This window comes from Bradyrhizobium sp. USDA 4011 (genome assembly GCF_054063415.1).
Window position 1 is genome coordinate 2,816,332 of record NZ_JBSSGG010000001.1, and the last position, 20,085, is coordinate 2,836,416.

Here is a 20,085-nt window from a genome sequence, read left to right on the forward strand (position 1 = left end):
ATGCGAAACGCATCGTGCGCTCTGATGTCATGTAGGCACGCTCGTCAGGCTCCCTCCCCCCTTGCGGGGGAGGGTTGGGGAGAGGGGTGGCCCCGGGCGCTGGCGTTGAGAATTTTGCGGGATCTCTACCAATGAAAACAGCGGGCCTTTGCCCGCCGCTTTTTGTCTCGATGGATGCCGGGTCAAGCCCGGCAATGACGGCATTAGTTATCGAGGAACGACCGCAGCTTCCGCGACCGTGACGGGTGCTTCAGCTTGCGCAGCGCCTTGGCTTCGATCTGGCGGATGCGCTCTCTCGTCACCGAGAACTGCTGGCCGACTTCTTCCAGCGTGTGGTCGGTGTTCATGCCGATGCCGAAGCGCATGCGCAGCACGCGCTCCTCGCGCGGGGTGAGCGAGGCCAGCACGCGCGTCGTGGTCTCGCGCAGGTTCGACTGGATCGCCGCGTCGATCGGCAGGATCGCGTTCTTGTCCTCGATGAAATCGCCGAGATGCGAATCCTCCTCGTCACCAACGGGAGTTTCGAGCGACAGCGGCTCCTTGGCGATCTTGAGGACCTTGCGGACCTTCTCCAAGGGCATGCCGAGCTTCTCGGCGAGCTCTTCCGGGGTCGGCTCGCGGCCGATCTCGTTCAGCATCTGGCGCGAGGTGCGGACGATCTTGTTGATCGTCTCGATCATGTGCACGGGGATGCGGATGGTGCGGGCCTGGTCGGCGATCGAGCGGGTGATCGCCTGCCGAATCCACCAGGTGGCGTAGGTCGAGAACTTGTAGCCGCGGCGATATTCAAACTTATCGACCGCCTTCATCAGGCCGATATTGCCTTCCTGGATCAGGTCGAGGAATTGCAGGCCGCGGTTGGTGTACTTCTTGGCGATCGAGATCACGAGACGGAGGTTGGCTTCCACCATCTCCTTCTTGGCCTGACGGGCCTCGCGCTCGCCCTTCTGCACGCCGTGCACGATCTTGCGGAATTCGCCGATCTCAAGCCCGGTCAGCGCCGCCAGCGACTGGATCTCGTGGCGCAAATCCTTGATGCGGTCCTTCTCGTGATGGACGAAGTTCTTCCAGCCCTTGGCCGACAACTTGGAGACGCGGTTGAGCCAGCGCGGATCAAGCTCCGAGCCCTGGTAGTTGCGCAGGAAATCCTCGCGCGCGACGCCGTGGCTGTCGCCGAGGCGCAGCAGGCGGCCCTCGAACGAGACCAGCTTCTTGTTGATGTCGTAGAGCTGCTCGACCAGTGAATCGATGCGGGCCTGGTTGAGGCGCAGCGACTTCACCTCGACGATGATCTCGTCCTTCAGCTTCTTGTACTTGCGCTCCTGCGAGGGCGACAGCGACTCGCTCTGCAGCTGGTTGGCGATGTCCTGCTCCTGCAGGCGGCGCAGCTTCTTGTATTCGGACGCGATCTTGTCGAAGGTCTCGACCACCTTCGGCTTCAGCTCGGCCTCGATGGCAGCGAGCGACATCTGGTTCTCGAACTCGTCGTCGTCCATGTCGCCTTCGGCGGCGGCTTCGGCCGGATCCTTCTCCTCAACGCCGGCTTCGCCACCGGCGGGCGCGGCGCGGAACGGGGTCGGCGCCGGCGGCGCCGCGGGCGGCGCGACATGGGCCGGCGCGCCGGCCTGCACATCGCCGCCATTGCCTTCAGCGGCGGCGCCCTCGGCGCCGTTGTTGCCGATCAGATTCGGATTGATGCCGCCCTTCGACTCGGGGCCGGCATAGGTGGCTTCGAGATCGATGATGTCGCGAAGGAAGATCTTTCCTTCGTTGAGCTCGTCGCGCCAGATGATGATGGCCTGGAAGGTCAGCGGGCTTTCGCAGAGGCCCGCGATCATCGCCTCGCGGCCGGCCTCGATGCGTTTTGCAATGGCGATTTCGCCCTCGCGGGAGAGCAATTCCACCGTGCCCATCTCGCGCAGATACATGCGCACTGGATCGTCGGTGCGCTCGCCCGGCTCCGACTTCTTGACCTCGGTGACGGCCTTCTGCGTGACCTCGACGAGCTCGTTGTCGGTCTCGTCGTCGCCGTCGTCCTTCTCGTCCTCGCCTTCGCTGTCATCCGCCTCGGTGACATTGATGCCCATGTCCGAGAGCATCGACATGATGTCTTCGATCTGTTCGGGCGAGGTCGTGTCGGAGGGCAGCACTTCGTTGAGCTGATCGAAGGTCACGAAGCCGCGCTTCTTGGCCTGCTTGATCATCTTCTTCACCGCGGCATCCGACAGGTCGAGCAACGGCGACGGCGCGTCAGCGGCATCCTTCTCAGGAGCATCCGCTGCCTTGTCGTCTTTTTCCTTGTCCTTAACCTGCAGCGTCTTTGCCTTGGTGGCCATTCACTAAGCTCCCGAAACGCGGTCATGCCAGATGGCGCCACGCACGCGCATCCGCACGAAATCTAGATTTACTCTCTCGACGCACAAAGGGCGGCGCACACTATCGCCACCCCTGTCATCCGTCTCGACGGTTTCCATCTTGAAATAGCCGCGAGGCTATTAAGTTTCGCTTAACCCTGTTTTTGCAGCCAAACCATGGATTTGGCGAGTCTTTTTGCGGGTGCGGCCAGCGCCGTCCGCAGCATTTTTGTTATCAGACATTACGCTGGAACCGGCCCGATAATTCGCCGAACCCTTCAATCAGGGCTTCGGTCCCATCGGCTTCTGCCATCCGGGCCTGGATATCCTGCAACCATGCCAGATTGGCCTCGCTGGAGTCTTCAGCCAAAGCCGCTTCCGCATCTTTTCTTTCCCTAAGTAAGGCGTGGGTTTTCTGATGCAAGGCAACGAGTTGACGCCAGGTCGATAAAACATCCTCGCGCGCGGCGCCGATCTGCGCCCCCCAAACCGCCTGGGTTGTGATCGCCCGCTCAACCCTTTGAAGAATCTGCGATAATCCGCCTGCTTCAAGGTCGGCCCGCATCTTTTCGGCCTGCTCCTCGACATCAGGGGAATGGTGATGGTCGTGGGCAAAGGCCGCAATGATGGCAGCCCGCAGCTTGTGGGCCTCGGGATGGGCGAGTTCCAGCGCCGCCACCTCCTCGAGATGGTCGTGCAGCAGCCAGGGGTGATTGATCAGGGATTGCAGGATCAGCGCCTCGCGGCTCGAGATCGCGCTGCGCTGGCCGCGCATGATCGGGCTGTTGGCCAGTTGCTGGCTCGCGGCCTGATAGGGGCCCCGTGAAAACCCGGGGGTGGCGCCGCCGCTGGCGCCGAACCGGCCGGCTTGGCGACCTTGGCCGGGGCCGCGGGGGGCAAACTGGCGGGGTGATTCGCCGCCGCGTCCGCCGCCGAAATTGCCCCTGTTGCCGTAGCCGCCGCGGCCGTAACCGCCGCGTCCCCCCTCCGGGGCAAAGTTGCGTTGCAGCCGCTCTTGCAGGTCCTGCCGATAATAACGGCGCACCACCTCGTCGCGGATGCCATTGGTGAGCTCGCCGATCCGCGCCTCCAGTGCTGCGCGGCGCTCTGGGGTGTCGAAATTGCCGCCCTCGATCTCGCGCGACCAGATCATTTCGGCGAGCGGCCTCGCGGCGCCGATCACATCCTCGATCGCGCCGCGGCCGCCGGAGCGCGCGAGATCGTCGGGGTCCTGCCCTTCCGGCAGCAGCGCAATACGCAGGCTCTTTCCCGGCTTGAGCTGGGGCAAGGCAAGGTCGGCGGCGCGATAGGCGGCCTTCTGGCCGGCGCGGTCGCCATCGAAGCAGAGGATCGGCTCGTCCACCATCTTCCAGAGCAGCGCCAGCTGGTTCTCGGTTAGCGCGGTGCCGAGCGGCGCGACGGCGCCGGGAAAGCCCGAGGTGACCATGGCGATGACGTCGACATAGCCCTCGACGACGATCAGCGGCGCGCCGTCATGCGCGGCCTGGCGCGCGGTGAACAAATTGTAGAGATTGTCGCCCTTGTGAAACAGCGGGGTTTCCGGCGAGTTCAGATACTTGGCCGGAACGTCCTTCTCCAGCGCGCGGCCGCCGAAAGCGATGACGCGGCCGCGGCCATCCGTGATCGGGAACATGACGCGGTCGCGGAAGCGATCGAACGGCACCGGCTTGTCCTCGCCGGACACCAGAAGCCCTGCCTCCACCATGTCCTCGGTGGAGATGCCTAACGCGCCGAGATGCTCCTTCAGCGCAAAGCGATCCGGCGGCGCATAGCCCATCCGGAACTGGAGCTGGGTCGCCGGCGAGATGCTGCGGTCGGCGAGATAGCCGCGCGCCTTGGCGCCGCCCCGCGAGGCCAGCGTGTCGGCGAAGAATTTCGTCGCCAGTTCCATCACGTCATGCAGGGTGCGGCGATGCTGTTCGTGGCGCGCCGCATCGGGCGTTACGGCCGGCAGCGGGACACCCGCCATCGCCGCGAGACGTTCCACCGCCTCGGGGAAAGTCACGCCCTCGGTCTTCATCAGGAAGTCGAAGATGTTGCCGTTCAGCCCGGACGAGAAGTCGAACCAGGCCTGCTTCTGGTCGTTGACGAAGAACGACGGCGTCTTCTCCTGCTGGAACGGCGACAGCCCCTTCCACTCCCGCCCGGCCTTCTTGAGCTTGACGCGCCGGCCCACGACTTCCGAGACCGGAAGCCGGGCGCGCAGCTCATCGAGGAATTCGGGCGTGAAACGCATCAGGGTGATTCTGGGCTCGGGCGGCGAATCAGGGACAACCGGTTAGCCATATAGCGGCACGGCCGGGCATGCCGAACAATGTGGGGCTTTTCCGGGCTATTCACAGGCCTTTCCGTCGCAGCTCCGTCGAGCGGGCTACCCCCGAATCCACGGTGGAGAGCCCGCACGGCAAGCTTGCCCCCTCCCCGCTTCCGGGATTGGATAGCGCCATGTTCACGACATTCAGGGGCGGACAGAGCGGCGGCTGGCAGGTCACGTCCATCACGCGGGTGAAGGGCGAGACGCTGCCGAAGGTCGCGGCGTTGTCGATCGTTGCGAGCGAGTCGATCGCGCTGCCGCTGCTGCCGGCGCAGACCTCCTGGCGGCTCGCCGGCGTTGCCAGCTATCTGCGCTACACTGAGAAGGAAGAGCGCGAGAAGCTTGCCGCCGTGCAGGCCGGGCTCGGCCGCAGCGAGGCAACGCATGCGGCGCTGATCCCGATCAGGAAATCCGCGGCGTGGTGGGAGCTGACGCAGGAGCAGCGCCGCGAGATCTTCGAGGACAAGTCGCACCATATCGCCGGCACCTTGAAATTCCTCCCCGCCATCGCCCGCCAGCTGTTTCACAGCCGCGATCTCGGCATGCCATTCGACTTCCTGACCTGGTTCGAATTCGCCCCCGAGCATGTCGCCCTGTTTGACGAGTTGGTCGGCATGCTGCGCGCGACCGAGGAATGGAGCTATGTCGAGCGCGAGGTCGACATCCGGGTCGAGCGGGAAGTCTGAAGCAGTCAGTGCTCGAGAAACCTTCCTGACGCGATCCGCGGCAGCTCGGTGACCGGCCAATTGTAGAGGTAGGTCCACGCCTCCCTCACGCTGCCGTCGGCAAGCGTGACAGCAAGCATCTCGCGGACATATTCGGTCGGCGGCGGAAAGCCCTCGCCGCAGGCTTCGTACATGTCGAATTCGCGGAGCATGGCTTCGCGCTCGCGCAGGCGGAACAATTCGCCGTGCACGATGTCGGCGGGATCATCCGACGCGACGAGACCCGGATAATGCTTCACGAGATAGAGCCGGCCGCGGCACCGCGCCGGCCCGAGGAATTCGGCATTGCCTGCGAGCAGCTTGGCCATCGGATGATCGAAGCCGCGCATCAGCGTGCCGTAGACGAAGAGAAGGTCGGAGATCATGAGCTTACTTGTCATTCCGGCAGAATGGGGCAGTATAACTCACAAGCTGCGCCTCACACTCGCTGTCGTCCCTGCGAAAGCAGGGACGACGGGAAGCGCTGCAAAGCTGCGAGCCCTGAATGACGGAATGGTTGGGAAGAATCAAGCCGTCGCCACCTCATCGGTCACCACGACGAACTTCGTCAGTGTCATGCGGCCGAAGCTCGTGGTGAGCGCGACGTCGGCAGCGTCGCGGCCGGTCGCCATCAGGATGCGGCCGATCCGCGGCGTGTTGTGGCGGGCATCGAACGTGTACCACTGGCCCGACAGATAGACTTCGAACCAGCCGGAAAAATCCATCGGCGCGGGATCAGGCGGCACGCCGATGTCGCCGAGATAACCGGTGCAGTAGCGCGCCGGAATGCCCATGCAGCGGCAGAAGGTGAGCGCCAGATGTGCGAAGTCGCGGCAGACGCCGGCGCGGCCTTCGTAGACGTCATGCGCCGACTTCATGTGATGGGCGTGCTCGTAGCCGAACGTCACGTGGTGGTGCACGAAATCGGTGATCGCCTGCACCCGCGCCCACCCCTGCGGCGTGTTGCCGAACAGCGACCAGGCGATATCGGTCAGCTTGTCGGTCTCGCAATAGCGGCTCGGCATCAGATAGAGCAGCATGTCGTCAGGCAGCTGCTCGATCGGAACCTGCTGCGCCGCCGGATTGACGACATCGGGCAACCCGGAATCCCGCACCAGCGCGCTGCCGCGGAAGGTGACGCCACCGCTAGGCGCCACCAGACGCCCGCAGACATTGCCAAAGCCGTCGCGATAGAGGCCGATCGGGACATCCGGCTCGGCCGAGATGCTCTCGGTGCCGACGATATCGGCGTAGCGCGACGGATGGATCGACAGCATGATCACCATCGGGGTCGGCTGCGGAGCCGTGTAGGTGATTTCGAAGCCGACCTTGATCTGCATCGTCAGGCCGTCTCCCGCTCTGCCGCATTCTCGCCGACCGACACGACCTTGATGTCGATGTCCATGTCCAGAAAGGCATCGGTCGGGCCGAGATAGACGCCGTGCAGCGGGATCGCCTGGCGCGGATCGCGCGCGACAGCGACGCGGATCAGATCGCGCGTGCCGACGATGCCGTTGGTCGGATCGAACTCGATCCAGCCGGCGCTCGGCAGATAGACCTGCACCCAGGCGTGGGTCGAACCGCCGCCGACATAGCCATGCGCGCTGTCGGTGGGCATCGCGAGGTAGCCGGAGACGAAGCGCGCGGCGATGCCAAGCCGGCGCAGCGCCTCGATCATGAACAGCGCATAGTCGCGGCAGGTGCCGGACTGCGTCCGCAGCGTATCCAGCGGATGCTGGGTGCCATGCTCAAAGCGCTTGCGATAGCTGAACGCCTCACGGATGCCATGCGTCATGTCGCTCAGGATCTTGAACGTCAGGGTCGGCGCCTCGACATCGAGGAAGCGCCGCGCCCAGGCCGACAGCTCGCAGTTCGGGTCGCCATATTGCGGTGTGATGAACTGCTGCAGGTCGGGGAATTCCTCATCATCGTAGAGGAACGGATAGAAGTAGGCGGCGTCGTCCGGCGTCAGCGCGAACCTGTCGGCCGGATTGTGATCCACCGTCGCGGTCGAGACAAACGACAGCGTGTCGGCGCGCTCGTCGAAGGTGGCGATCGCGACGCTGTTGCCGAACACGTCGTGGATCCAGCGCAGCGACATTGGCTGCGGGTCGATCGCAAGTGCGCTGTCGAGCACGCGCAGATCATGGCCGTCGCGGGGGCGCAGCATGATGCGGTGTTCGCCGAACGCCACCGGGCGCGCATAGCGATAAACGGTCTTGTGATGGATAGTCAGGAGCGGCATCTTCAAACAATCATCGTGATTTGGGCCGCCAAATCTATAGAGAATGCTGCTTGATTCCAAACCAGCATGCCCCTTGAATAGGCAAAGTTGAGGAAAAAGCCCGTGAATCACGCCGGTGGCCCGTTCTTTCTGCTGACAGACACCGATGTTTCACCGGTTCTTGAACATAATCCTGGCGGCCGCTCACCGTTCCTTCTGACTTGCGATCATTATGGCAGGCTGATTCCCTCCCTGCTCGGCGACCTCGGCCTGCCCGAAAGCGAGCTCGTCCGGCACATCGCCTGGGACATCGGCATCGCCGGCGTCGCAACCCAGCTCTCCGACCTGCTCGGCGCGCACCTGATCGCGCAGCGCTACTCGCGGCTCGTGATCGACTGCAATCGTCCGCCGCATGTCGCAAGCGCGGTCCCGCTGATCAGCGAAGCCACCACCGTTCCCGGCAATGAGGGCCTGTCGCGCGAAGCCGCCGAGATGCGCCGCGTGCAGATCTTCGATCCCTATCACCAGCGCATCGACGAGATCATCGACAAACGTGCGCGTCAGGGCATTCCGACGGTGCTGGTGTCGCTGCACAGCTTCACGCCGGTCTATGCCGGCATCGCGCGTCCCTGGCACATCGGCACGCTCTATCACCGCGACAAGGCACTGCCGCCGCTGCTGCTGAAGCATCTGCGCAGCGAGGGCGATCTCGTGGTCGGCGACAACGAGCCCTATGCGGTCAGCGACGAGACCGACTACACGATCCCCGTGCATGCCGAAAAGCGCGGCCTGATGAATTCCGGCATCGAGATCCGCCAGGACCTGATCTCCGACCAGGCCGGCGAGACGGCATGGGCCGAGCGGCTGGCGCGCATCCTCGGCGAGATCGAGACGACACTGCGCGCGGAAGCGCGGGTCTAGCGCGTCGAACGGGGCCTGCGAGAGTGCGGCCTCTAGCCCGGAGGCAACCTGGCGTGCTTTAATTGGCTGGCTTGAACTTCCGAGTTAGGACAGTTCCGTGGCACCCGAGCGAGTGGAAAGACGACTGGCAGCAGTGCTGGCGGCGGATGTCGCCGGCTACAGCCGCCTCATGGGAGCGGATGAAGAAGGCACGCTCACGCGACTCAAGGCCGCCAGAAAGGATCTCATTGATCCAACGATAGCCGCTCATCGTGGCCGCATCGTCAAGACAACCGGCGACGGCATGCTCGTCGAATTCGGCAGCGCCGTCGATGCAGTGCGCAGTTCTGTTGAGGTTCAGAACAGGATGGCGGAGCTGAACGCCCCGGCACCTCAACAGCAGCGGATCGAGTTTCGCATCGGCATTCACGTCGGCGACATCATTATCGATAACGACGACATCTTCGGCGACGGCGTCAACATCGCCGCGCGGTTGGAGAATGTTGCCGACCCGGGCGGCATATGCCTGTCCGACGACGCTTACCGGCAAATCCGGGGCAAGGTCGATGCGGCCTTCGAAGACATCGGCCATCAGAATCTGAAAAATATCGCTGAACCGGTACGTGCTTGGCGAATGAAAATCGGCGCCAAAGCCTCGACTGCGCATCTTGCAACTTCCACCGCACCACGCCATGTCCGCCCGCTTTCGCAAAAGCCCTCCATCGCGGTGCTGCCGTTTCAAAATATGAGCGGCGACATCGAACAAGAGTATTTCGCAGACGGGATCGCCGAAGACGTCCTCACGACCCTGTCGAAGATTCAAGAGCTGATGGTGATAGCTCGCAATTCGAGCTTCGCGTTCAAGGGGCAGAACAGGGACATTCGCAAGATCGGGCAGATTCTAGGCGCTCGCTATCTGCTGGAAGGGAGCGTTCGGAAGCTTGGCAATCGCATAAGGTTGACGGCGCAATTGATTGATAGTCGAGACGGCCGCCACCTTTGGGCGGATCGTTTTGATGGAGAACTCGATGACGTGTTCGACCTTCAAGACCGAATTACACGCGAGATTGTTGAAGCGCTTGAAGTGCAGCTAACGGTCGGCGAACGCGCAAGGATATGGCGAAAGCGGTCAGGCAGTCCGCTAGCATATGAGTATGTTCTGAAGGGGCGAGCTCTATACGTTAATTTTGCAAGGCAGACTCATGCACAAGCTCGGAAGCTTCTAGAAGAAGCGTTGGAGATCAATCCCGCCTTCATGCCGGCACTCTACCTCCTGGGTCTTACTCTGACCGACCAGGCCCGATTTGGTTGGGCCAAAGATGAGGATGAAACGTATCAAGCCGCACTGGATTGCGCTGATCGGGCCCTCGCCGTTGACCCTACTTTCGGCGAAGCATATCTGGTCATTGGCTATGTTCGCACCTTTCAGCGTCGCCATGATGAGGCGATAACAGCAGGAGAAGCGGCGATAGGCCTCGTGCCCAGCAGTTCTGACGCCCATCACATGGCGGGCATGTATCATGGTTACGCCGGCAATTTCAGGAAAGCCGTCCTCTACGAGGAACACGCCCAACGGCTCAGTCCTATTGAGCGCAATGAATCCATGGTCGACGAAGCGCGCGCAAGATTTCATCTCGGAGACTTCGCAGCAGCGCACGACCTTGCCTCCCGCGTCCTGAAGCAGCGGCCGCTCTGGCTGACCGCGCAATCGACACTCATCGCGGCACTTTGGAATCTTGGCCGGCAAGATGAAGCGCGTATTATCTCAACCGATTTGCTGGCGGGTCACCCCAATTTTAGCTTGGCCCGCTGGGCCAAGCTGCTTCCGTATCGCCGACAAGGCGACCTGGACGCATTGGTCAACCCGTTACGCATGGCCGGGCTCCCGGAGTGAAAGCCGGTCGTCTCACAACGCCGTCGAAATGCTGAAACCGGTTTCTGCCCATAGCGGAAACGGCGGGACATCATGACATCGCCTTGCCTTCACGTTCTTGGCTACACAACCTGGTTGTCCACCTGGACAGCCGCCTTGGTACGCCGGGATAAAGCCGCGGCTTCTTCAGAGCACGCGCGACATGCGCCTTGGCTTTCCCCGGCGGCTCCCTCCCCCCGCGACCCCGGATTTGCGCACGGCCTCGACCGCCGCCGAGCCGATACAGCCATGGAAGATGATCTGCGGTGCTCGCACCGGTGCGATGCCGCACAGCCAGGCACTTGCGTGGCGGCGATTGCCTGCTCGATTTCCTGGTCGACTTCCCGCGCATCTCCGCAGTTGAGACACCGCAGGGATGCGCATATTCCGATCAATTCGGTCGGCGCCGCCAGATGAACAGCAGATAGAGCAGCACAGGCAGGCCGAGCGCCACCCAGGAGACGGCATCCCACCAGCCGTCGCCGACCAGCGCGCTGATCAATCCCACCGTGCTGACGATCGCGATGACGAGCGGAGCGGCAAAGATCTGGCTCAATGAACGATGTGCGACCATGCTGATGTTACGAGGTGAGCGCGGGGTTGTCGATGGAGGCGGCGTTGGCGATGGCGCGTTCCTGGCTGACGCCCGCCTTGCGCCGGCGCATCCACAAATACACGCCGGTGACGAGGATGAAGGTGGTGAGGATGTCGAGCAGCGCCCAGACGATCTTGAGCGCCATGCCGCCGTAATCGCCGAAATGCAGCGGCTGTGAGACGTAAAGCGTCGACACATACCAGGGCATGTCGCGGCTGTCGGTCAGTGTCCCGGTTTCCGCATCGATCAGCGCGGGCTTCAGCAGCCGCGAGGTCAGCGGCGTATCGCCGTGCAGGAACACCGCGTAGTGGCTCTTGCTGCTGAACAGGGTCCCCGGGAACGCGACGAAGCTCGGCGTCATTCCAGGCACTGCATGCCTGGCGACCTCAACGGCCCTGTTCAGCGAGGTCAGCTTCGACGGCACCGGCCGGTCCTTATACTGCGCGGTCATTTCGGCGAGCTGGCCGAATTGCCACATCTTGAGCACGAGGTCGGCCCAGGTGTTGATGACGCCGGTGAAGCCGACGACCAGCGTCCAGGCCACCAGCAGGATGCCGGCGAGATTGTGGACGTCGAGCCAGCGCACGACGCGCCTCCGCCGCGCACGGTAGGCACCGAAGCGCAGCTTTCGCATCGATGGCGCGTAGACGACGATGCCGGAAATGATCGCGACGCAGAACAGGATCCCCATCAATCCAAGGAACAACTTGCCGGGCAAGCCCGCGAACATGTCGGTGTGCAGCTTCAGCATGATGTAGGTGAAGCGGCCGGTCACGTCGGGGGAATCGAGATAGGCGCCGGTATGCGTATCCATCCGGATCAGGAGGTTGTTGGTCGGATCGGCGTCGATCGTCGGGCCAACGCTGACCCACATCGCGCCGGGCTCGTTGCGATCCCAGATCAGGAAATGAGGCACCTTGCCCGGCGCCCGCGCGAGCGCGTTGGCGAGCAGATGATCCAGATTGGCCGGCGGCGTACCTGCGGGCGCCTCGGCCGGCTTGACCTGGCTGTGCAGGAGATCATCGATCTCGTCGTGGAAAATCAGCGGCAGGCCGGTGATGCAGAGCAGCAGCATGAACAAGGTGCAGATCAGGCTGGTCCATTTGTGGACGGCGCTCCATCGCCGCAGGGATTTGGTCGTCGCAGTCAACTTCGCTACCTAATTCCAGTCTCCATTCTTGCCGTCACTAACACGATGAGAAATGCACGCGGTCGCGCGGCGATTAGAACCCGTCCAGTGTTGGACTTATCGTCGGTCATGTTGCGATCACGCAACGAGAGCGTCCGCGAACTGCGACGATGCGTCTCGGCCTTCAGCGCGATTTCCTGGGATCGTTCTAAATTGGATCTCCGCGTTCAGCCGGCCGACGCGGCGTGGACGGGATGCTTCGCACGCCATTTGGGACCCGGTCCGCGCATGTAGTGCAGCTCGGGCCGGTAGGGATCGCGCATTCGCTCGATCAAGTTCTGCCAGCCGGTCGTGATCACGTTCAGGCCGCGGCGCAGAGGTAGCAATGACTGCAGCGACAGCATGGCTTCCTCTCAGTGCGGTTTGCCGAGAACGAACGCGAAGGGCAGGATCACGATCTCCTCGCCGGCCTCGTCGCTGACATGCACGGCCCAGTCACGCCAGTCTTCCATGCTGACGGTTGCGACCAGGGATCGCATCATGCTGGTTGCCGCCTCGCAGGCCTCGGTGAGGTTGGCCACCGAGGTGCCGCGGCGATCCATCAGCACTCCGCGCGTGTTCGAGCAATGGAAATAGACCTGAGCCATCTGCGTATCCTCGCTAGCTCCGGGCGATCGGGCTCGCCCTTGCATGACGAAGCCTTACGCGGGCAGCGCGCGCCGATCCGTGATGCGGCTCACACAAGTGCGACACGGCCGCCAGGCCGCGCCGCCGCCCTCACCAAATCGCGATTTGACAGTTCTCCTATACTTGTCAAATTCGTCAAATGGGACCGAAAACCCGCATCCTCGATGCCACCATGCTGGTATTCCGCCGGCACGGCTTTCGCCGCTCCTCGATCGAGCAGGTCGCCGAGGCGGCCGGCCTGACGCGGCAGGCGCTCTATCATCATTTCGAATCCAAGGAAGCGCTGTTCCGCGCCGTGATCGAGCGCATGCATGAGTCCGCGATCGCGGCCGAGGAAACGGCCATTGCCGAGGCAGAGACGGCGGGCGGCAGTCTCGGCGACATTCTTGCCGCGGGCATGACCGCGCGGATGTCGACCATGATCGCGTCGCTGGACGGCTCGCCGCATCTCGAGGAATTGTATTCCGAACACCTCGTGCACGCGCGCGACCTCTACCAGACCTACGCCGCGCGCTATGCGGAGCGAATGGTCGCGACGATCGCACGGACCGTGCGCAAGCAGCAGCTCGCGCTGCCGCAGGATCTCTCGCCGGCCGAATTCGCGCGGCTGGTCGAAATGTCGGTGTACGCATCGAAGTCGCAGTATCCGGCGATGCAGCCGGCGGATGCGTTCCTGAAGGACATGGCCATGATGGTGCGGACGCTCTGCGCGGGCGCGGTGACGAAATCCTTGCCAAAATCCGCAAAGCCGCCCGTCAAGAAGACGGCAATCAGAAAAAACCCGACACGCAGGACAAGCGGAGGACATCCATGAGCACGACGACCGTCAACGGCCGCGTCGAATCCCTGCCCGATGATCCCGATGCGCTCTTGATCGACATCGTGCGCGACCAGCTCAAGCTCACCGGCACCAAGCTCGTCTGCGGTGCCGGCGTCTGCGGCGCCTGCACGGTGCTGGTCGACGGCGCGCCGGTGGCAAGCTGCCTGATGCCGGCGCACGCCGCGGCCGGCAAAGCGGTGACGACGGTGGAGGCCATCGGCGCCGCTGGGCTGCATCCGGTGCAGAAGGCGTTCATGGCGCATGACGCCCTGCAATGCGGCTTCTGCACGCCGGGCTTCATCGTGGAGGCGACCGCGTTCTGCGACCGCTGGCGCGCGACCAGGGGAACGGTCGTGCCGTCACGCGAGGAGATCGGCGCGGCGCTGTCGGGCCATCTCTGCCGCTGCGGCGCCTATGACGGGATCTTCCGTGCGGTGGCGGACGCCTGCGCCGGCCGCTTCGACGGCGACAATGTCACAGCGCCGCGGATCGAGGCGCGCGACAAGGTGACGGGCGCGGCGAAATACACCGTCGACATCAACCATGACGGCCAGCTCGAAGGCCTGATCCTGCGCTCGCGCGAGGCGCATGCCCGCATCACCGCGCTCGATCTGGCTCCGGCGCGCGCAATCGCCGGCGTCGCCGCGGTGTCGCTGCTCAGCGACGACCGTATCGTGCGCTATGTCGGCGAGCCGATTGCGGCGGTCGCCGCAAGGGACCGCAAGACCGCGCTGGCCGCGCTGGCTGCGATCAAGCTGACCAGCGAACGGCTGCCCGCGGTGGTCGGGCTCGACGCCGGGCGCAAGGACGGCGCGCCTGTGGTGTTCGACAAGGCGAGCCGCAAGCGGGCCGGCAATGTCTCGGAGGCGGCCGGCGGGCCGGCGCCATGGAAGCAGAACATCCGCGGGCCGACCGCGGTGTTCTCGACGCGCGCCAGGAAGGCCCGCACCTGGGTCGACGAGGCGCGCCAGGCCAACAACCGGCTGCTCGTCGAAGCAACCTTCCGCACCGCCACGCAACAGCATGCATGCCTCGAGCCGCATGCCGCGGTGGCGCGCTTCGACGGCGACCGGCTGACCCTGCACGCCTCGACCCAGCAGGTGTTTCACCTGAAGGAGCAGATCGCAAAGCGCTACAAGCTCGATCACGACAAGGTCCGCGTGATCGCCGATCACGTCGGCGGCGGCTTCGGCTCGAAGGCGAGCCTGGGCGTGGAGACGATCGCCGCCATAGAACTCGCGCGCGAGGCGAAAGCGCCGGTGCGGGTCGCCTACGATCGGCAGGAAGAGCTCTCCGTCGCCGGTTATCGTCCGGCCGCGGAGTTGAAGGTCGCGCTGCTGCCCTCCGACCAGGGCGGCCTGAAGGCGCTCTCCGTCACCGCGCATGCCGATACGGGGGCCGCGACCAATTCGACCATCGCGGGCCTGGCGCGGCTGATCTATCCGGCCGAGGCGAAGGACCTTTCGGATTTCGACGTCATCAGCAATTTGCCGCCCGGCGCCGCCTTCCGCGGCCCCGGCGGTCCGCCGATGGCGTTCGCGGTGGAGCAGGCGATCGACGAGGCCGCGCTGCGGCTCAACGTCGACCCAATCGCCCTGCGCAAGCGCTGGGATCCCGATCCCAACCGCCAGCGGCTCTACGACTGGGCATCCGGGCTCGAGATCTGGCGCAACCGAAAACCGGCGCAGAATGGACGCTATCGCCGCGGCATCGGCGTGGCGACCGGCTACTGGCTCTATCTCTGGCAGCCCAACGTGAAGGTCGAGATCGCGGTCAAGGGCGGACGGATCGTCGCCAGCACCGCGACGCAGGACATCGGCACCGGCACCCGCAGCGTGCTCGCCGACACGATCGCGCGCGAGTTCGATCTCGAACCCGGTGACATCGAGGTGCGGATCGGCGATTCGTCGCTGCCAGAAGGGCCCGGCTCCGGCGGCAGCCGCGTCACCGCCTCGGTGATGCCGCCGACGCTGCAGGCGGTGCGGAAGCTAAAGGCCGCGATCCTCGAACAGGCGACACGAAAGCCTGTGCCCGGCTCGAACGCACCCTGGCGCGAGCTGATCGCGCGCTCGCCCGACATCGCCGTGACGGAGACGCGCGGCGAGGACGGCAAGAACACCGCGCCCGGCATCCGCTCGCCGCTGCGCGAAGTCGGCCTGATGGGCATGGTGTTCGGCTGGATGATGCGCCGCTTCTCGAACATCGCGGTCGGCGCCGGCGTGCCGAGCTCGGTGCAGGTGATCGAGGTGGAGGTCGACACCTGGCTCGGCCATGTCCGCGTGCTCAACGTGCACACCGGCATCGCGGTCGGCAAGATCGCAGCGCCCGCGCTGGCACGCAGCCAGGCCTGCGGCGCGGTGATCCAGGGCCTCGGCTACGCGCTCTACGAGGCGCGCGAGCTCGATCCGACCAGCGGTAACGTCCTGACCGCCGGGATGGAGGATTATCGCATCCCTGGTATCGCCGACACGCCCGAGATCGATTTCCATTTCGACGAAGCCGGCTTCGACCATGTACTCGGCAACAGCGTCGGCATCGGCGAGGCTTCGACGGTGCCGACCTCGGCCGCGGTCGCCAACGCAATCCACGACGCGATCGGCGTCCGCCTCACCGAGATTCCGATCCGGCCCGACCGCATCGTCGCCGCGCTGAAAGGGAGGGATGCCGCATGAGCGTCGCAACCGCAGACGTCATCACCGCCCCCGAATTCCGCGCCGCCGGCACCGACCTGTCGGAGCGCCGCCGCAGCGGCCTGTCGTGCGGATCGATCATCGATCTCACCGCCAGTCCCGATACGATCGGGATCGCGTGGGGCGCGGACGGCGCGGCGCGCATCGGCGCCCTCACCGCGATCGCTGCGATCGCATCCGACGCGCGGCTCGCCCAAGCCTATCCCGGCATCGCTGCGGCCGCGCAGGGCCTCGCCACGCCGCAGATCCGGCACATGGCGACGCTCGGCGGAAACCTCGCCCAGCGTTCGCGATGCTGGTACTTCCGCAATCCGCAGATCGGCTGTCTCAAGAAGGGCGGCTCCGACTGTCCGGCGCGAGCAGGAAATCATCTCTATCACGTCGCGTTCGATCTCGGCCCTTGCGTGGCGCCGCATCCATCGACCATGGCGATGGCGCTGCTGGCCTATGACGCGAAGGTCACGACAGACCAGCGCAGCGGATTGTCGATTTCAGATCTGCTCGGCGACGGCAGCAACGGCACCGCCGACAATCTGCTCGCATCGGGCGAACGGATCGAGCGGATCGAGCTCCCTGCCCCGCTGGCCGGCGAGCGCGCGCTCTACAAGCGCGCGATCAGCCGTTCGCACGCGGAATGGCCGCTGGTCGAGATCTGCGTGCGGGCCATGATATCAGGCGGCGTGTTCCGCGAGGTCCACATCACGGCCGGCGGCATCGCCCCGGTCCCGCTGCGGCTGACGGCATGCGCTGCCGCGCTGCAGGGACAGCCGGCCAATGCGTCGACCGTTGCTCAAGCCGCCGAGCTCGCCGCTTCGGGGGCAAAGCCGCTGCCGATGACGGGATACAAGCTCGAGCTGCTGACCGGCCTGGTTCGCGACGTCGTCGAGCGGGTTGCCGCATACGATCAGTCGCCCCCTTCGCACTCCTGAGACCGCGTCGGCGGAGGAAGCGCGTTGATCCGGGAATTCCTATGCCGGAATGCCGGCTTCGCACAGCACCGCGACCATGCGGTCGCCCCACTCGGCGGTTCTGGTCGGAAAATTCTGCCGCGCGAAGGAAGCGCGGAGATCAGGCCGCAGCTTGAGCAGGCGGCCGGCGATGGCGCGCGCCTCGTCGAGCCGGCCCGCGCCGACTTCATTCATGATCAATGCGCTGAGCGTGTGTGCGTCCTCGCCGATCACGAGAGCCTTGGCGGCGGCCGCACGGCCCTGCTCATACTGACCGAGCATGAAATGCGCGAAGCTGATTCCGTTCCACATCGACGCCCGGCCGGGATCGATCGGGCTGAGCTGCAGCCTACGCTCAAAACTTTCGATCGCGCGTGCCGGCTGGACGCACATGAGCGAAATCCAACCGCGATATCCCCACGCCGACGCATCGTTCGAATTGAGCGAGATCGCCTCTTCAATCATGGTCTCGGCGCGATCGTAGTCGTGACCGAGATAGGCGTACATGTGAGCCGCACGCGCCAGCACAAACGGATCGTCGCTGGACAGCGTGCAGGCGAGTTCGGCGATCCGCAGCGCTTCCGCCAATTCCTCCGCGCCGAGCGGCGTGCCACGCGCGGTCTGTTTCAGCATCGACGAATAGGCTAGCATGATCTGGGCGGCCGCGTAGTTCGGATCAAGCATGCAAGCCCTCCTGAACCAATCGCCGAGTTCGGCGGCGCCCCATTTGGAGCGGTCTGCGTATACCGCAACGCCTCTCAGGAAGAGGTCGTAGCTGTCGAGACGATCGGTCGGCTTGTTTCGGCTTCGTTCGATCTCGCTCTGCTGGATTTTCGGCGCTATGACGCTGACGACATTTGCGGTGACCTGGTCCTGCAGGTCGAACACGTCCTTCAGCTCACCGTCGAATCTGTCCGCCCAGAGATGCGCACCGCCGCCGGCCTCGATCAGTTGTGCGGCGATCCGAACGCGGCCGCTCGATTTGCGCACCGAACCTTCGAGCACGTATCGCACGCCAAGCTCGCGCCCGACCTGCTTGATGTCGACCGGCTTTCCCTTGTAAGTGAAGCTTGAATTGCGCGCGATCACGAACAGCGATCTGAAGCGCGACAGCGCCGTGATGATGTCCTCGACGACACCGTCGGCGAAGTATTCCTGCTCCGGATCGCCGCTCATGTTCTGGAACGGCAGCACCGCGATGGAGGCCTTCTCGGCAAGCGCGGGTGGGGTGGCCGGGGCGGCGAAGGCGGGTTTTGCGACCGTGCCGGCTGCGACGGCGTCTCCAACGCGAAGCCTCCAAACACGGATTGGCTCCGCAATATTCTTCAGGAGTTGCGGCCCTGCGTCCTCGAAGGCCGCGTCGACCTTGCCGCGAACCTGCCGTTGCGCGTCGTCGGAAATGCAAATGCCACCCGGTTCGGCAAGCCCCTCGAGGCGCGCTGCGATGTTGACGCCATCGCCAAAGATATCGTTGTCATCAAAAATGATGTCGCCGATATGGACTCCGATGCGGAATTCGAGCCGCTGCTCCGCTGGCACGGCAGCATTCTGATCGGCCATCCGACGCTGCACCTCAACGGCACTGCGCACCGCATCGACGGCGCTGGCGAACTCGACGAGTATTCCGTCGCCGGTCGTTTTGACGACGCGGCCACGATGCGCAGCCAGCGTTGGATCGAGCAGCGTCCTCCTGACCAACTTCAGCTTGGCCAGGGTGCCTTCCTCGTCGATTCCCATCAGCCGGCTGTAGCCGGCGACATCCGCCGCCAGAACCGCTGCCAGACGCCGATCCATGCTGTCGGTGACCAAGGCATGTCCCCAGACGGGTTAATCTTCATCGCCGATCAAAGCATGGCTGACGGCCCCCGGGCTAGAGCAAAACGTCCGCCGCAGGTTGCGCACGCCAGGAATTGGCGGCGTGACGATCTTGAGGCTGTCGCCCGGCAGCTCTACCGCGCCCGGGTCAGCGCCAGCCAGATGCCGCCGCCGATCATGAAGCCGCCTGATATGCGCGACATCAGCCGCGTCCGCTCCTTGGAGAAGAATTTGCGGGCGCGGCCGGCCGCCAGCGCGTAAGCGGCGTCGGTCAGTACGGCGGTCGCCATGAAGGTGACGCCGAGTAGCGCCACCTGCGGAATGTGCGGCTTGTCCATGTCCATGAACTGCGGAATGAAGGCGCCGAAGAACACCAGCACCTTCGGGTTCGAGAGCAGCACCAGAAAGCCCTGCAGGAAGAAGCCGCCGCGCGGCGGCGGTGGCCGATCGTCGGTGCCGACCCCCTCGACCGGCGAGCGGATCAGCTTGATGCCGAGCCAGACCAGATAGGCGGCGCCGGCGAAGCGCACCCAGTCGAACCAGTAGCCCATCGTCGCCATCAGCGAGGTCAGCCCGATCGCGACGATGCCGATCACGATCGCGAGCCCGACCTGCGCGCCCAGCACATTGGTGAGCGCGGCGCGCGTGCCGTAGCGCAGCCCGTTGGCGATCACCATCGTGACGATCGGACCGGGCAACAGCGCCAGCGCAATGCAGGCGGCGACGAAGGCGAAATAGGCTTGCAGGGACATGGGGGAATTCTCTGAGTTGAGCTCGAATTATGCACGTAGAAACTGACAGAGGAAACCGGTTCTTGCTCATTTCTGTCGTCACCCGCACGACATCGCGGCGACGTTCCAGATCTCATGCACCTCGCTGCCGAGTGTGCAGCATGTAGACCCGCACTGCGATCGCCCCTCGGCAGGTCCCTGCCGTCGCAAAAGCGGCCCAAACACATGCTCTTGACATGCAA

17 protein-coding genes are annotated in these 20,085 nt (G+C 64.4%); 6 read left to right on the forward strand and 11 right to left on the reverse strand.

Features of this window, described 5'->3' with window-relative positions; all coding sequences use genetic code 11:
- Nucleotides 1-203 precede the first annotated feature (203 nt).
- Together rpoD and dnaG are read right to left on the reverse strand one after the other, a co-directional pair.
- Complete coding sequence (rpoD, locus tag ACVW1C_RS13190; protein ID WP_456758792.1) at nt 204-2,336, reverse strand: RNA polymerase sigma factor RpoD; 2,133 nt, start codon at nt 2,334-2,336, stop codon at nt 204-206.
- Nucleotides 2,337-2,589: 253 nt separating this feature from the next.
- A complete protein-coding gene (gene dnaG / locus ACVW1C_RS13195) occupies nt 2,590-4,611 on the reverse strand; it encodes a DNA primase (RefSeq protein WP_456758793.1) in 2,022 nt (673 codons plus the stop codon).
- A gap of 209 nt (nt 4,612-4,820) precedes the next feature.
- Between dnaG and ACVW1C_RS13200 the strand changes: the two genes are divergently transcribed.
- Nucleotides 4,821-5,375: a chlorite dismutase family protein gene (locus ACVW1C_RS13200; RefSeq protein ID WP_456758794.1), complete on the forward strand. Its 555-nt coding sequence runs from the start codon at nt 4,821-4,823 to the stop codon at nt 5,373-5,375.
- Nucleotides 5,376-5,380: 5 nt separating this feature from the next.
- On the opposite strand, the gene ACVW1C_RS13205 is transcribed toward ACVW1C_RS13200, so the two are convergent.
- The 3 genes from ACVW1C_RS13205 to ACVW1C_RS13215 all read right to left on the reverse strand — a co-directional run bounded on the left by ACVW1C_RS13205 (nt 5,381) and on the right by ACVW1C_RS13215 (nt 7,638).
- Complete coding sequence (locus ACVW1C_RS13205) at nt 5,381-5,779, reverse strand: gamma-glutamylcyclotransferase family protein (RefSeq protein ID WP_456758795.1); 399 nt, start codon at nt 5,777-5,779, stop codon at nt 5,381-5,383.
- 141 nt (nt 5,780-5,920) lie between these two features.
- Nucleotides 5,921-6,733 (reverse strand): transglutaminase-like domain-containing protein, encoded by an 813-nt coding sequence (locus tag ACVW1C_RS13210; RefSeq protein WP_456758796.1) that lies wholly within the window; start codon nt 6,731-6,733, stop codon nt 5,921-5,923.
- Between the two features lie 2 nt (nt 6,734-6,735).
- Entirely contained in the window at nt 6,736-7,638 is a 903-nt protein-coding gene (locus tag ACVW1C_RS13215; protein ID WP_456758797.1) for a transglutaminase family protein, read from the reverse strand.
- A gap of 102 nt (nt 7,639-7,740) precedes the next feature.
- Here ACVW1C_RS13215 and ACVW1C_RS13220 point away from each other — a divergent pair, with 102 nt between their 5' ends.
- Together ACVW1C_RS13220 and ACVW1C_RS13225 are read left to right on the forward strand one after the other, a co-directional pair.
- Nucleotides 7,741-8,538, forward strand: coding sequence for an N-formylglutamate amidohydrolase (locus ACVW1C_RS13220; RefSeq protein WP_456758798.1), 798 nt, complete (start codon nt 7,741-7,743; stop codon nt 8,536-8,538).
- A 97-nt stretch (nt 8,539-8,635) separates the two neighbouring features.
- Nucleotides 8,636-10,411 carry an adenylate/guanylate cyclase domain-containing protein gene (locus tag ACVW1C_RS13225; RefSeq protein WP_456758799.1) on the forward strand — a complete coding sequence of 592 codons (1,776 nt, stop codon included), beginning with the start codon at nt 8,636-8,638 and terminating at the stop codon, nt 10,409-10,411.
- Between the two features lie 409 nt (nt 10,412-10,820).
- On the opposite strand, the gene ACVW1C_RS13230 is transcribed toward ACVW1C_RS13225, so the two are convergent.
- The 4 genes from ACVW1C_RS13230 to ACVW1C_RS13245 form a co-directional block, all read right to left on the reverse strand.
- On the reverse strand, nt 10,821-11,003 hold the full coding sequence (locus tag ACVW1C_RS13230; RefSeq protein ID WP_176529339.1) for a hypothetical protein: 183 nt from the start codon (nt 11,001-11,003) through the stop codon (nt 10,821-10,823).
- A 7-nt stretch (nt 11,004-11,010) separates the two neighbouring features.
- A complete protein-coding gene (locus ACVW1C_RS13235) occupies nt 11,011-12,174 on the reverse strand; it encodes a PepSY-associated TM helix domain-containing protein (RefSeq protein WP_456758800.1) in 1,164 nt (387 codons plus the stop codon).
- Nucleotides 12,175-12,380: 206 nt separating this feature from the next.
- Entirely contained in the window at nt 12,381-12,557 is a 177-nt protein-coding gene (locus tag ACVW1C_RS13240) for a hypothetical protein (protein WP_456758801.1), read from the reverse strand.
- A gap of 9 nt (nt 12,558-12,566) precedes the next feature.
- Nucleotides 12,567-12,800, reverse strand: coding sequence for a DUF6894 family protein (locus tag ACVW1C_RS13245; protein WP_456758802.1), 234 nt, complete (start codon nt 12,798-12,800; stop codon nt 12,567-12,569).
- Nucleotides 12,801-12,979: 179 nt separating this feature from the next.
- Here ACVW1C_RS13245 and ACVW1C_RS13250 point away from each other — a divergent pair, with 179 nt between their 5' ends.
- From ACVW1C_RS13250 to ACVW1C_RS13260, 3 genes are read left to right on the forward strand one after another with little or no spacing between them, the layout of a single operon-like run.
- The gene (locus ACVW1C_RS13250; protein ID WP_456758803.1) at nt 12,980-13,654 is read left to right on the forward strand and encodes a TetR/AcrR family transcriptional regulator; all 675 of its coding nucleotides are present in this window, start codon (nt 12,980-12,982) and stop codon (nt 13,652-13,654) included.
- Nucleotides 13,651-16,332, forward strand: a complete 2,682-nt coding sequence (locus tag ACVW1C_RS13255) for a molybdopterin-dependent oxidoreductase (RefSeq protein ID WP_456758804.1) — start codon at nt 13,651-13,653, stop codon at nt 16,330-16,332. The genes ACVW1C_RS13250 and ACVW1C_RS13255 overlap by 4 nt, the downstream gene beginning before the upstream one ends.
- A complete protein-coding gene (locus ACVW1C_RS13260; protein ID WP_456758805.1) occupies nt 16,329-17,279 on the forward strand; it encodes an FAD binding domain-containing protein in 951 nt (316 codons plus the stop codon). Before ACVW1C_RS13255 ends, ACVW1C_RS13260 begins: the two co-directional genes overlap by 4 nt.
- A 39-nt stretch (nt 17,280-17,318) precedes the next feature.
- Here the strand turns inward: ACVW1C_RS13260 and ACVW1C_RS13265 are convergent, their stop codons facing one another.
- Both ACVW1C_RS13265 and ACVW1C_RS13270 read right to left on the reverse strand, forming a co-directional pair.
- Nucleotides 17,319-19,106, reverse strand: coding sequence for an adenylate/guanylate cyclase domain-containing protein (locus tag ACVW1C_RS13265; protein WP_456758806.1), 1,788 nt, complete (start codon nt 19,104-19,106; stop codon nt 17,319-17,321).
- 140 nt (nt 19,107-19,246) lie between these two features.
- Nucleotides 19,247-19,864, reverse strand: coding sequence for a LysE family translocator (locus tag ACVW1C_RS13270; RefSeq protein ID WP_456758807.1), 618 nt, complete (start codon nt 19,862-19,864; stop codon nt 19,247-19,249).
- Between the last annotated feature and the right edge of the window lie 221 nt (nt 19,865-20,085).

What these genes read in the sequence shown, in the direction of transcription:
- rpoD (WP_456758792.1), bottom strand. Translation starts at nt 2,336, where the DNA reads ATGGCCACCAAGGCAAAGACGCTGCAGGTTAAGGACAAGGAAAAAGAC.
- dnaG (WP_456758793.1), bottom strand. Translation starts at nt 4,611, where the DNA reads ATGCGTTTCACGCCCGAATTCCTCGATGAGCTGCGCGCCCGGCTTCCG.
- ACVW1C_RS13200 (WP_456758794.1), top strand. Translation starts at nt 4,821, where the DNA reads ATGTTCACGACATTCAGGGGCGGACAGAGCGGCGGCTGGCAGGTCACG.
- ACVW1C_RS13205 (WP_456758795.1), bottom strand. Translation starts at nt 5,779, where the DNA reads ATGATCTCCGACCTTCTCTTCGTCTACGGCACGCTGATGCGCGGCTTC.
- ACVW1C_RS13210 (WP_456758796.1), bottom strand. Translation starts at nt 6,733, where the DNA reads ATGCAGATCAAGGTCGGCTTCGAAATCACCTACACGGCTCCGCAGCCG.
- ACVW1C_RS13215 (WP_456758797.1), bottom strand. Translation starts at nt 7,638, where the DNA reads ATGCCGCTCCTGACTATCCATCACAAGACCGTTTATCGCTATGCGCGC.
- ACVW1C_RS13230 (WP_176529339.1), bottom strand. Translation starts at nt 11,003, where the DNA reads ATGGTCGCACATCGTTCATTGAGCCAGATCTTTGCCGCTCCGCTCGTC.
- ACVW1C_RS13240 (WP_456758801.1), bottom strand. Translation starts at nt 12,557, where the DNA reads ATGCTGTCGCTGCAGTCATTGCTACCTCTGCGCCGCGGCCTGAACGTG.
- ACVW1C_RS13245 (WP_456758802.1), bottom strand. Translation starts at nt 12,800, where the DNA reads ATGGCTCAGGTCTATTTCCATTGCTCGAACACGCGCGGAGTGCTGATG.
- ACVW1C_RS13250 (WP_456758803.1), top strand. Translation starts at nt 12,980, where the DNA reads ATGGGACCGAAAACCCGCATCCTCGATGCCACCATGCTGGTATTCCGC.
- ACVW1C_RS13255 (WP_456758804.1), top strand. Translation starts at nt 13,651, where the DNA reads ATGAGCACGACGACCGTCAACGGCCGCGTCGAATCCCTGCCCGATGAT.
- ACVW1C_RS13260 (WP_456758805.1), top strand. Translation starts at nt 16,329, where the DNA reads ATGAGCGTCGCAACCGCAGACGTCATCACCGCCCCCGAATTCCGCGCC.
- ACVW1C_RS13270 (WP_456758807.1), bottom strand. Translation starts at nt 19,864, where the DNA reads ATGTCCCTGCAAGCCTATTTCGCCTTCGTCGCCGCCTGCATTGCGCTG.